Below are 11,964 nucleotides of genomic sequence, written 5' to 3' on the forward strand. Positions count from 1 at the left end.
ATATTTGCCCAAATGGAATTATCGAGCCGTACCCCAACCTGAGTAATTCATTAAGTTATTTATTTTTCATTCCTAAGTAGCAAATGAATGTCCTTTGATGTTGTCGTGTCGTTACTGACCAATGGAGATTCAAACATGATTTTTTTAAGGGACTCTCTAAGCGCCATAGCCACTAATTAATGTTGCATCTTCAATTTAATTATCGTGGCTCACCAGCAGCTTTCAAATATTAACTCTGCCGATAACCATTAATGATAGCGCAACTGCGGTATAACATTTTATACTAGATGTTAACTCCGCAAACAACTGTAAGATTAGCCGATCGCCCATCCTGTATATTGCCCCAAATACAGCGCCGCCCCCAACCCGCAAATCTCCCTTGCAGAAAGTACCACAAATGTGATACGGTTGAAGCTTGTGTCCAAATAACACCAGTCCATGCCAAAACTCAAAACTCGCAAAGCAGCCGCAAAGCGCTTTAGAGCGACCGGCAGCGGTAAGATCGTGCGCCGCAAAGCTTACAAAAGCCACTTGCTACAGCACAAAAGTTCAGCTCGCAAAAGCCGTCTCTCTAAGCTGGTCGTCATTGACGAGACCAACGACGCTAACGTGCGGTTAATGCTTCCATACTTGTAAAGTTTAACGGAAATTAAAGATGACACGGGTAAAACGCGGTAATGTCGCCAGAGCGCGCCGCAAAAAAATTCTCAAATTAGCCAAGGGTTTCCGAGGCGCACAGTCGAAACAGTTCCGCACAGCTAACCAACGGGTGATGCAGGCCCTGCGTAACGGTTATCGCGATCGCAAAAAACGCAAACGCGATTTTCGCCGCCTGTGGATCGCTCGGATCAATGCCGCATCGCGCCAGCACGGCACGAGCTACAGCAGACTGATCGGCAACATGAAAAAAGCCAACATCGAAATCAACCGCAAAATGCTGGCACAAATGGCGATCATTGACCCGGCAACATTCGGTAAAGTCGTGGAAATGGCTAATCGAGCCGGAGGCTGAAAGTTCGCTTGATTTTCAGAAGGCAGAAAGCAGAAGTAAGAAAGATTTAACGGTCTGCCAGAGAAGGAAAACTCCTGATAAATTTAGGAGGTTGAGACAAACTTTCCTTCTTTGTTCTTACTTCTGGACTCTTGCTTTTTCAGAAATCGCGATCGGGCCGGTCGATCGCTATTTCCTTGTTTTTTATACAGTTGCAGAGGCAAATGTTAGAGATTGCTAGCGCCTTAAAATAAATAAGACCTTCCACAGACCTACCTAAATTTAAGAAAAACATGGATAGTAATTTGCTCATTATTTACTTGTCAGTCCTGCTGGCTATACTCGGCAGCACTTCCTGGTTTGTGGTGCGCCAGATTCTCAAAACTCGGAAGCTGGAAATGTCTCTGGAACGCTTAGAAAATAAGCTGACAGTAGAAAAAGGAACAGCACAGGAATACTACGAATTAGGAAGTATCTATCTAGATAAGAAGCTTTACTCCCAGGCGATCGTACTGTTTCAAAAAGCCCTGAAAGCCAAAGACTTAGAAGGCGAAGAAAATCAAGCTGTTATTTACAACGCTCTCGGTTTTGCACACTTCGGCCAAGAACAGTACGACATAGCCATCCGCCACTACAAAGAAGCCCTGAAGTTGCAGCCAGAATACGTTACATCTCTCAATAATCTGGGTCACGCCTACGAGCGCAAGAAATTAACAGCCCAAGCCTTGGAAATCTATGAACAAGCTCTCGCCTGCGAGCCAGACAATACCACGGCCAAACAGCGAGTAGAGTCCCTTCGGAAGCGTTTGGTAATCTATAATTGAGCGCCCATGTTAGGAGCAATAGAGATCCCGCAAACCTGGTTTCATTCAGAAACCGGGTTTTTTCTTCACATAGTCCAAGATACTAAACTATCCAATACATTAATGCGTTAGTTTTTAAGAACAGGAATTCCAAGTGAAGCTCGATCACACACCGTCCCAGCACTTTAAATTAATGTCAAGATAAAAGCAGTACCTGCAATACCGGTCAGTCCTAACAATAGAAGGAGGAGAACGTAGTGACATCAATTCTCGTTGTCGAAGATTCGTGGTTGACTCGCAGGGTAATCTGCAAAATTCTCCGAGCAGAGGGATACGAGACTTGGGAAGCATCCAGCGGCCCAGAAGCTCTAGAACAGCTCGGCACTAAAACTCCAAACTGTATGCTCTTAGATCTGCTGATGCCAGAAATGGAAGGTCGGGAAGTCCTGCAAGCTATGCGCGATCGAGGATATAAAATTCCAGTGATCGTAATTACCGCAGACATTCAAGCCAGCACCCGCTCCGAGTGCATGGATCTCGGAGCCCTGGCAGTCATTCACAAAATGCCCAACTCAGACGAACTAATCGGGTGGATCAAAAAAGCTCTCAGTGTCAGCGAGGAGAGCGCCCAATGAAATTAAGCACTCGACAGCTCGATGCTTTGCAGGAACTCGTCAATATCGGGATCGGTCAAGCCGCAGGGGTTTTGAATGACATGATCGACTCCCCGATTCGCTTGCAAATCCCCTACCTTCAAATCTTGACTCCCATCGACGTGGAACAAGAGTTAGAGCAGCACCTCAACGGCGAGCAAATCGCTGCTGTCCAGCTCAAATTCACAGGCTCCTTTGGAGGCATTGCCCAGCTAGTCTTTCCCACCAACAGCGCTGCCCTGCTGGTGACAATGCTTACAGGGGAAGAAGGAACTCACGATCTCGATTCAGTCAAAATTGGTACGCTGAGTGAAGTGGGAAATATTGTAATTAATGGGGTTATGGGTGCAATCAGCAACGTGCTTCAGCAGCGCCTGAACTACTCAATTCCCACTTATAGCGAAGGGACGATTGCTAGTTTGCTGATCTCTGGCGGTTTAGCTACTGATACAGTGGTTTTATTAGCCCAGACCAGTTTCATGATTGAAAGGCTTCACATTGAAGGAGATATTATTCTTATTTTCAATGTTAATTCCTTTGACACCTTGTTGACTGCTATCAATCAACTTGCCGGGGGTCTATGATTGAGGAGAGCAAAAGTATTAAGGAAAAGTTTGGGGTTCTCGACAGCGTACCAGTCGGCGCCTGCTTGCTGCAAGATGATTTTGTGGTGCTGTTTTGGAACACTTGTCTGGAAGAGTGGACTAAAATTCCCCGCAGCCAAATATTGGGAACAAAGATCACAACCCATTTTCCTCACCTGAGTCAGTTAAAGTACGCCACTCGCTTCAAGCAAATCTTTGCAGGAGGCCCGCCAACAATTTTTTCTTCTCAAATTCACAAACACCTGATTCCGGCAACTTGGCAAGACGGCCAGCAGCGAATTCAGCAAACTACTGTGACTGCTGTGCCGGCACTGGAGGCTGGCATTGAAGAACAGGAGATTAGAGACTGGATTCTCCATACTCTTGAGCTGGAATCAGACGGTAATGTCGGCTCCCGATCATCAAGAAGTGCTTTTGTGGCTAGAGAATCTCCACCCTCAGTTTCGTCATCAATATGGCCGGGGGTCAATGCCCCATCGTTCTACGCGCTGTTGGTGATTCAAGACGTGACCGACCTCACCCATCGCATCCAAGCTTACCGCACAATGCGGGATCAAGCTTTGGAAGAAGTGCAAGTGCGTCAGCGGGTGGAGGAAGAATTGCGATCGAGCCAGCATTTCATCCAGCAGATTGCTGACGCGGCGCCTTATTTGCTCTACATCTACGATTTGACCCAACAGCGAAACGTTTACGTCAACGGTCAAGCTTCTAAATTGCTGGGCTACACTCCCTACGAAATTTTACAGATGCAAACTGCTTTGTACTCGAGTTTGGTGTACCCAGAAGATTTGCCGAGGCTCAAAGCCCATCAGCAAAAATTTCCCTCGACTCAAGACGGGCATATTTTGGAGTTGGAATATCGCCTCAAACATCGATCGGGCCAATGGCGCTGGTTTCGCTGCCGCGACCAAGTTTTCGCCCGTACAGCCGACGGCTGTCCCAAACAAATTTTCGGCACCGCTCAAGATATCACCGAGTACAAGCGGGCAGAAGAGGCGCTGCGGCAGCAGAACGAACGAGAACTGCTGATGGCGACGATTACTCAGCACATCCGCCAGTCTCTGGATTTGGGCGAAGTGCTCAGCACGACAGTGACAGAAGTGCGTCAGTTCCTTCAGGCTGATCGAGTGATGATCGTGCGCTTTAACACCTGTACCGGCAGTGTCTGCGCGGGCCCGGCGACGGGGGCGGTGACAGTGGAATCTGTAGCTCCCAACTGCCAGCCCATGTTGGGGGAAACCCTGGAAAATTTCTGTTTTGACCAATTCTATCTCGAAGCGTACCAACATCGAGCGATCCGACCGATCGCCGATATCTTGGCCGCGGATTTGCCGCAATATCAAATTGACTTACTCGCACAATTTGCGGTGAGAGCTTATTTGGTTGTGCCTTTAGTGCAAGGAGACGAGTTGTGGGGGCTGCTGATGGCCCACCAGTGCAGTCCCCGGCAGTGGATGCAGTTGGAAGTAGAGTTGCTGTCTTCTCTGGCCACCCAGTTGGCGATCGCGATCAAGCAAGCAGAACTATACCAGCAGTTGCAAGCGGCCAACCTCAAGTTAGAGCGCTTGGCAACTTTAGACGAACTCACACAACTAGCAAACCGCCGCCGTTTCGATCAGTATTTAGAAATGGAGTGGGGCAGACAAGCCAGGGAACAAACGCCTCTGTCCCTGATTCTCTGCGATATTGATTCTTTTAAAAGCTACAACGATACCTACGGACACCCAGGGGGAGACGAATGTTTGCGACAAGTCGCCGCGGCGATCGGCAATGCAGTCAATCGCCCCGCCGATTTAGTAGCTCGCTACGGAGGCGAAGAATTTGCCGTTATTTTGCCCAATACCGCGATTCAAGGCGCGGTGCTGGTAGCCGAACACATACAGCTCAAAATCGCAGCTTTGCAGCTTCCTCACGCTGGTTCTCAGGTGAGCCCGTACGTCACTCTCAGCTTGGGCGTCGCGAGTATTGTTCCTGCATCTGAATCGGGAGCCGAAATTCTGGTTGCCGCAGCCGACCAAGCGCTTTATCAAGCTAAACGACTTGGGCGTGCTCGTATCCAACTTTACCAGCCTGAGCCTGCTGCCAAGGCGAATGGGACAGGCACTTCGATACTTCCTGTAGATTTTTCCCTACCCAATACTAATTTACCCTCTCCCACTAGCGCTTGACGAATTGCCATATTTGTGGGTTCCGAGTAGTTATACCACTACGTAAAAAATGCCCCTGTCAGCGCGTGGCGTGATCCAAACCCTGATATCCCTCTTCTGTGACTCTGCGAATTAAAGAAGTAAGAAATAAGCTAGCTCAAACATAAAAATAAAAGGGTTGGAATTGATTTATTCTATCAATTAAATCCTTGAACCCAAGTAATAAATTAAGATTACCAAATATTAGACCTCTTGCAAAATAATTTTATGCTATAATCAAAAGTTTTGCTTAATTAGAGCAGATTGCACGTTATATCAGCACTTGACAATTATGAGTTGGCTCTCAGGTCTAACACTCAAAACCTTCAATTATAACATAGATCTTTTTTGCAAGAGGTCTATTTATAACCAAGGATAAACAAACCAAAATATAAGGATAGTTTAGATAAGCTGTTGTGCATTTAATTTGTATGTTGAGCGCGAGCAGGATGCCCGCCCCACAAGAGGAAAAATTTATTTTACTATGCAATTTAAATGCGGATTAGCTTAAGCTGTTGTGCATTTAAACTGTGATACAAAATTACCCTAATTTGTGTTTTTTAGTCCCATTCAATAATCAACTCTCGGTAAAGATTCAGGTATCTGAAAAGTAGTCACAAAAAGACTTATAAAATTCAAGGATTCGCTAAATCTACAGCTTAATTCTCAATAGATACGAAAATAAAAGCTTTCATGTTTCTTAATAAGAATGGATCTTTGATAATTATTCCACCAAATGTTTACAGCGTATAGGTTTTACTGATTTTCGCATGACCTGAATCCTTACAACTCTCCTTGATTTAAGACGCGATAAGCTGTTACGCATTTAAATTGGAAAATCGGGACAGGCTAGAAGCCCGTCCCACAAGAGTTTTATTGATTTTTGACACACAGTTTAAATGTAGAACAGTTTATAAGAGATATCTTGCAAAATATTTTTGGGCCATTATGGAAAATTTAGCCATTTTTATAATCTAGCAGGCTAGGCAAGTTTAAGCAGATGCCAATCAACCCAATAACTCAAAGTTTGACCTAAACTTGAGCAAACTTTTAAGGATCACACATATTTTTTTACCAGAGGTTTATTGCCAGAAGTTAGGTCCAGTAGTAGCCTGCCATCCAGTGATTTTAGAGCAGTTTCTCAAAGATTTTTGGGATTATTAACGGGAATTATTAGCTTACAAAGATTGCCCGAGTGCAGAAGCTGCACGGGAATTAAAGTCTAAATTTTGGCAACTTTTTGACACTTTAAGCGGTTATGAGTTATTGTATCAACGAAAACAATTAACTGCTGGCAAAGCATTTCTTGTTGCGAGCGGGTTTTAGAGCATCCTGAATTACCTTTGCATAATAATCCGGCGGAGTTAGCTGCCCGGACTATGGTGCAGCATTGTAATATTAGCTATGGGAATCAGACTATTGAGGGGACTCAGGCTTGGGATACTTTTATGTCTATTGTTGCTATTACTTGTCAGTTGGCAATCAGCTTTTTGAGTATGTGCGTGACCGCATTTCTCAACTGGGAAATATTCCATCTTTGGGGACTATTATTCTCGAAAAATCTTCTCTTCTTCCCTTGGGCTTATCCTGGTAGCTAGAATAACTGCTCCCCCTATTTATTGAGCAGATAACCTCACAAGCTTGATTTGGCACAACCGCTAGCCTTCACCCCAAGCTGACAAGAAGCCCATTATTCTCAAACGCAACATTTGTTCAAAAACACCTGGGTTTTAGCACCTGCTTGTACGTCCGGTAAGGCTAGCCACCACCGCCACTAACTCGGCAGCATCTACGGGTTTGGTCAAGTGCATCTGAAAACCTGCTAATAGTGCCTGCTGACGATCGTCATTCCGGGCATAAGCCGTCAGCGCGATCGCGGGTAGCCTACCACCCCGCTGCGCTTCAAGTTGACGTAACTTGTGGATCAGGGAGTAGCCATCCTCATCCGGCATCCCAATATCGCTCACTAAAACATCGGGGCTGTGATCGGTTGCGGTTTCGATAATGGTCAAGGCCTCCTTGACTGAAGCCACAGCCATAACACCAGCACCATACTTTTCGAGAATCGTGCTCAGCAACTCTAGCGCGTCAGCCTCGTCCTCTACAACTAATATTTGTAAGCCTTCAAGAGTCGGCGAGGCCTGAAACCTCCCATGCGCCTCGCCGATCGAGTTTAATGGCTCGGGAGCGCTCGGTGGTAGATGGATAATCATCACGGGCAGTTTGACTGTAAAAGTCGTCCCCTGTCCTATCCCTGGACTCACTACCGTTACAGTCCCGCCATGTAATTCAACTAATTGACGCACAATGGCTAACCCTAAACCCAACCCCCCATAACTGCGAGTAGTCGTGCTGTCGTGCTGGCTGAAGCGATCGAAGACAAACGGTAGAAAGTCCGAGCTGATGCCTGCTCCAGTGTCGCTGACAGTAATTTCAACATGGGAATTAACCCGCTGCAAACTAATCTGGACTCGCCCGTCTTTAGGGGTAAATTTAAGGGCATTAGAAAGTAGATTCCACACAACTTGCTGCAACCTATCGGCATCACCCAAGAGCGGGCCAGCTTCAGAATCGAGCACGCTTTGCAGGCGAATAGACTTTGCCTCAGCCGCCAATTGTACAGACTCAATCGCCGATTCAATCACCGGCACGAGGTTGACAGGCCGGACTCGAAGGCGCAGTTTACCTGTGATGATGCGAGAAACATCGAGGATGTCTTCGATGAGCTGGGCTTGAGACTTTGCGTTTCGCTCGATCGTCTCCAAAGCCCGCGCCACCTTATCCTCACTCAGGTTTTTTTGCCGCAACATCGTTGACCACCCTAAGATCGCGTTGAGAGGAGTTCTGAGTTCATGAGAAAGAATCGAGAGAAACTCATCCTTGGCACGGTTGGCTGCCTCTGCGTCTGCCCGAATTATTTGTTCACGCATCAATAATTCGTCTTTGGTGCGATTAGACGCTTCCAGTTGGGCAGTGCGTTCCTGCACCCGTTGCTCTAGCTCCACATTAATCGCCTGGATACGGCGGCGACTCTCTTCTAGTTCCTGGTTTGTAAGGGCGAGTTGGGCTGGACTTGGCGCATCAAGCGCCACTGGAATTAAGGGAATCAGTAAAAAGGTGAACGTATAGAAAGACCAAACACCAGTGACAGCTTTGATCAGTCCTGAAACCCAATAAATGGGGTGCCAAAGTGTCACTATTTCCATCAGGTGCGTCGTGCCACATAAGCTAAAGATAAAGAAGAAACCCACCAGCAGCATCACGGTGTGAGCAGGCAGATCCTTACGCTCATTCGTAAAGTAAACAATGGCAAACGCCACCGAGTAATAAGCGAGGGTAGTCAAGGCATCCGACGTTATGTGCAGCCAGACTAACTCCGGTTTCCAGAGGTAACAATGCCCGTGAGGAATGAAATTATTAGAAAAGAAGGTGCTCAAGAGGTCAGGCATATTAGTTTACGGCACTGTCAAGTTAATTTAGGGGGTGTCATCAATTCAACCAGATGACCGCAGCAGCCAGAAGAATCGCGCGCCGGAAAGTTCACCGCCTAGGGTGATAGCGCGTCGCGATTGCCTGATACTGCTTGAGCTTGGGGAAAAAGTTCTCAATCAAATGACGGGCTTTGTACAATTGAGCATCGTAAGTTTCCAGGGTCTTGCAATTGCGGCGAGGTGAAATCACGGTGGTCTTCCCCTCAGCATTGAGGCGGTCAATCACACGCTGATCTGGATCATAGCCCTTGTTAGCCAGCAGTGTATCCGCCACCAGTAATGGCTGCAGTTGGTCGCCTCCTGCTCGCGTCACCAGTTTGTCGGGGGGTGAGGTGAAACCCCAACGGATTGGCCAACGCATCCACGCGCTCGCATGAATCTTGTTACTCAATCGCCTTTTGCTGCCACCAATTGCTTCATTCCTACGCTCTTCAAAAAGCTCAGCAGGAAGATGTTTCTTTCAATTGGGAAAATGCCTGAATTGAAACTAAGTGTACAGCCGGGAAATAGTGGGTAAATGTGATTTAATATATGTCGTTAAGATTCGCTCCTAACAACGAAAATAAAAAATGTTAGAGTTCGATCGCCTATTCCAAACAATCGAAGAATTAGTAATGCTGCACTCACCCAGCGGTGCGGAATCGGAAATTAACGAGCGGTTGATGGAAAAATTCGCCGCCCTAGGAGTGAATGCTTGGGTCGATCGCGCGGACAATGCGATCGCCCTAATTAAGGGCCGCAATCCCGAAAAGTCGATCGCCATTACCGCCCACAAAGACGAAATTGGCGCCCTAGTTAAAACAATAGGCGAGAGTGGCCGCGTGGAAGTCCGCAGATTGGGCGGCGCATTTCCTTGGGTTTACGGCGAAGGCGTGGTGGATTTGCTCGGAGACAAGCAAACAATTAGCGGCATTCTCAGCTTCGGTTCCCGCCATGTTTCTCACGAATCTCCTCAGAAAGCTCAGCAGGAAGATGTTTCTGTAAAGTGGGAAAATGCCTGGATCGAAACTAAGTGTACCGCCGAGGAATTAGCCGAGGCCGGAATTCGACCGGGCACGCGGATGGTAGTGGGAAAGCACCGCAAGCGCCCGCTGCGGTTGAAGGACTGGATCGCGAGCTACACTCTGGACAACAAGGCTTCAGTGGCAATTTTGCTGGCTCTGGCGGAATGTTTGAAAGAGCCTGCGGTGAATGTTTACTTGGTAGCGTCGGCGAAGGAGGAGGTTGGGGCGATCGGAGCTTTGTATTTCACGCAGCGCCAGCCGTTGGACGCGCTGATCGCTTTGGAAATTTGCCCTCTGGCGCCGGAATACCCGATTCGTGACAGCGAAAACCCGGTTTTGCTGGTTCAGGACGGCTACGGAGTCTACGATGAAGGATTGAACGCCCAATTGCGCGCAGCAGCCACAGCAGCCGATGTAGAGGTGCAGTTGGCCGTAATTAGCGGTTTTGGGAGCGATGCTTCGATCGCCATGAAGTTCGGCCACGTAGCCCGCGCCGCTTGTTTGGCTTTCCCCACCCAGAACACCCACGGCTTTGAAATTGCTCATCTCGGAGCGATCGGCAATTGCGCCGCCATCCTCAAAGCCTACTGTGACGAGCTTTGGGACGACTAGAAAAAAAACTTTCGCAAAGTAGTTGACAGATTGGGAAAGATTAGTTAAGGTAATAAAGGTGCGGAACACAAGCAAACGCAACGACGCGCCCCCATCGTCTAGAGGCCTAGGACACATCCCTTTCACGGATGCGACGGGGATTCGAATTCCCCTGGGGGTATTGAAAATTTAAGTCTGATATCCAAGTGATATCTAGTATGTAGGGTGGGCATTTTGCCCGCCCTTATTGCTATTAGGACTTACGCACGGGTAGCCAGAAACCGGGTTTTTGCTCAGAAGACGGGTGAGAACCCGCAGCAACCGGCTTTATTTAGTTTGGTTCCTGGTGCATCGTTGAGCGATTTACCCCGGATTATTGAGCGGATACATAGGCTCAATATAGTTGAACACTTAGACAGCTAATAGCAGCAAAGGGAGTGCGATGTACATACCTGTTACTTTCGACCACAGCGGCATCCAAAGGAACGAAGCAATAGAAATAAAAGTTAGAAACTTTAAAGACTTAAACTTACAGGAAAGACATATTGAAGAGTTCTTACGCAAAAACATTAATTTGCTCTTTGGGGATGACCAAACTCTTCTAGTTGTTGGTCAACAAGTTCGTAATGCGAGTAACGGGATTAGCGACTTAACTGCCATTGATGCAGATGGCAATATTGTTCTAATCGAGATTAAACGCGACGTACAAGACATCAAAGCCAGAAAAGAACCTTTTGAATTTCAAGCTATCAGGTATGCCGCGAGTTATGCCAAAATTTCTACACCTGAATCCCTTGTAGAGTTGGTCTATAGTTCGTATATCGAGATCCACAAAGATGAGTATGAATTAGGTGATTTGACTCCTAGTGAAAAAGCGAGACGAGAGTTGAATAAATTCTTGTCAAGCAATGACGCACTCAAAACCTTTAACAAAAAACAACGAATAATACTTATAGCCTCATCCTTTGATGAGCAAACCCTTTCTGCTGTTGCTTGGTTGATTGCAAATGGAGTAGACGCAATCTGTCTTAATATCACTCCTGTTTTTATGGGAGAGCAAGGTTTTTTGAGTATTGAGAAAATTTTGCCCCCGGCACAACTGGATGATTTTTACGTGGGTTTAGCCGGAGGAGGTTCTACAATTAAGGAAGAAATTATATCCACTGATTCTGGCTTTAATAGAACTTGGCTACCTCGAATGGATCAGTTGTTTGAGTGGGAATTAATCAAAGCTGGGGATAGCATTGAAATTAAAGAGTTTGAAAGCTCTGAAGCTATAATAATTGATCCTACATTTGTCATATTTAATGGGAAAGAAATCTCCTATAATAATTGGGGAAAGAAAGTTACTGGTTGGTCTTCTATAAATATTTATGAATGGGCAGTGCTTAGTTCGACTAATAGAACCTTACATGAACTAAGGAAGGAAAAAATGGCAGAGTTGGAAGCCAAAGGCAGTCCATGGGAAGAATGAGACTAGCGGTTGTAGAGCTATTTGCTTTCTTAAAGCAGCTCAAGGCTTTTTTCGGATATTGCAGTCGATAGAACGGACACGAGATCAGACTAAGCTGTTGTGCATTTAAAACGCATAGTGGTATAATATAACATAATGATATTCAGACAAAGTGAATGCCTGCTAA

The 11,964-nt window shown here is 46.6% G+C and carries 10 protein-coding genes and 1 tRNA gene; 9 read left to right on the forward strand and 2 right to left on the reverse strand.

Annotation, left to right across the window (positions count from 1 at the left end):
• The first annotated feature begins 438 nt into the window (after nt 1-438).
• From rpmI to QT979_RS27620, 6 genes are all read left to right on the forward strand, one after another.
• Entirely contained in the window at nt 439-636 is a 198-nt protein-coding gene (gene rpmI, locus QT979_RS27595) for a 50S ribosomal protein L35 (protein ID WP_006634164.1), read from the forward strand.
• Nucleotides 637-655: 19 nt separating this feature from the next.
• Nucleotides 656-1,012: a 50S ribosomal protein L20 gene (rplT, locus tag QT979_RS27600; protein WP_190658174.1), complete on the forward strand. Its 357-nt coding sequence runs from the start codon at nt 656-658 to the stop codon at nt 1,010-1,012.
• 272 nt (nt 1,013-1,284) lie between these two features.
• Complete coding sequence (locus QT979_RS27605; protein WP_333053714.1) at nt 1,285-1,815, forward strand: tetratricopeptide repeat protein; 531 nt, start codon at nt 1,285-1,287, stop codon at nt 1,813-1,815.
• A 236-nt stretch (nt 1,816-2,051) separates the two neighbouring features.
• The gene (locus tag QT979_RS27610) at nt 2,052-2,429 is read left to right on the forward strand and encodes a response regulator (RefSeq protein WP_333213290.1); all 378 of its coding nucleotides are present in this window, start codon (nt 2,052-2,054) and stop codon (nt 2,427-2,429) included.
• On the forward strand, nt 2,426-3,031 hold the full coding sequence (locus QT979_RS27615) for a chemotaxis protein CheC (protein WP_333081855.1): 606 nt from the start codon (nt 2,426-2,428) through the stop codon (nt 3,029-3,031). Before QT979_RS27610 ends, QT979_RS27615 begins: the two co-directional genes overlap by 4 nt.
• On the forward strand, nt 3,028-5,220 hold the full coding sequence (locus QT979_RS27620) for a diguanylate cyclase domain-containing protein (protein ID WP_333213289.1): 2,193 nt from the start codon (nt 3,028-3,030) through the stop codon (nt 5,218-5,220). Before QT979_RS27615 ends, QT979_RS27620 begins: the two co-directional genes overlap by 4 nt.
• A 1,748-nt stretch (nt 5,221-6,968) precedes the next feature.
• Here the strand turns inward: QT979_RS27620 and QT979_RS27625 are convergent.
• Together QT979_RS27625 and QT979_RS27630 are read right to left on the reverse strand one after the other, a co-directional pair.
• Nucleotides 6,969-8,687 (reverse strand): ATP-binding protein, encoded by a 1,719-nt coding sequence (locus QT979_RS27625; RefSeq protein ID WP_333213288.1) that lies wholly within the window; start codon nt 8,685-8,687, stop codon nt 6,969-6,971.
• A gap of 91 nt (nt 8,688-8,778) precedes the next feature.
• Entirely contained in the window at nt 8,779-9,120 is a 342-nt protein-coding gene (locus QT979_RS27630; RefSeq protein ID WP_333213287.1) for a hypothetical protein, read from the reverse strand.
• A gap of 178 nt (nt 9,121-9,298) precedes the next feature.
• Here QT979_RS27630 and QT979_RS27635 point away from each other — a divergent pair, with 178 nt between their 5' ends.
• From QT979_RS27635 to QT979_RS27645, 3 genes are all read left to right on the forward strand, one after another.
• Nucleotides 9,299-10,345 carry a M42 family peptidase gene (locus tag QT979_RS27635; protein ID WP_333213286.1) on the forward strand — a complete coding sequence of 349 codons (1,047 nt, stop codon included), beginning with the start codon at nt 9,299-9,301 and terminating at the stop codon, nt 10,343-10,345.
• 87 nt (nt 10,346-10,432) lie between these two features.
• Nucleotides 10,433-10,505: transfer RNA gene (locus QT979_RS27640), tRNA-Glu, on the forward strand.
• Nucleotides 10,506-10,766: 261 nt separating this feature from the next.
• On the forward strand, nt 10,767-11,798 hold the full coding sequence (locus QT979_RS27645; RefSeq protein ID WP_333312252.1) for a hypothetical protein: 1,032 nt from the start codon (nt 10,767-10,769) through the stop codon (nt 11,796-11,798).
• Nucleotides 11,799-11,964 lie beyond the last annotated feature (166 nt).

Source organism: Microcoleus sp. w2-18bC1, assembly GCF_036700365.1.
In the GTDB taxonomy this organism is placed as follows: domain Bacteria; phylum Cyanobacteriota; class Cyanobacteriia; order Cyanobacteriales; family Microcoleaceae; genus Microcoleus.

Excerpts from the sequence above, each read along its gene's own strand:
- rpmI (WP_006634164.1), top strand. The coding sequence starts at position 439 with ATGCCAAAACTCAAAACTCGCAAAGCAGCCGCAAAGCGCTTTAGAGCG.
- QT979_RS27645 (WP_333312252.1), top strand. The coding sequence starts at position 10,767 with ATGTACATACCTGTTACTTTCGACCACAGCGGCATCCAAAGGAACGAA.
- QT979_RS27605 (WP_333053714.1), top strand. The coding sequence starts at position 1,285 with ATGGATAGTAATTTGCTCATTATTTACTTGTCAGTCCTGCTGGCTATA.
- QT979_RS27615 (WP_333081855.1), top strand. The coding sequence starts at position 2,426 with ATGAAATTAAGCACTCGACAGCTCGATGCTTTGCAGGAACTCGTCAAT.
- QT979_RS27625 (WP_333213288.1), bottom strand. The coding sequence starts at position 8,687 with ATGCCTGACCTCTTGAGCACCTTCTTTTCTAATAATTTCATTCCTCAC.
- QT979_RS27635 (WP_333213286.1), top strand. The coding sequence starts at position 9,299 with ATGTTAGAGTTCGATCGCCTATTCCAAACAATCGAAGAATTAGTAATG.
- QT979_RS27620 (WP_333213289.1), top strand. The coding sequence starts at position 3,028 with ATGATTGAGGAGAGCAAAAGTATTAAGGAAAAGTTTGGGGTTCTCGAC.
- rplT (WP_190658174.1), top strand. The coding sequence starts at position 656 with ATGACACGGGTAAAACGCGGTAATGTCGCCAGAGCGCGCCGCAAAAAA.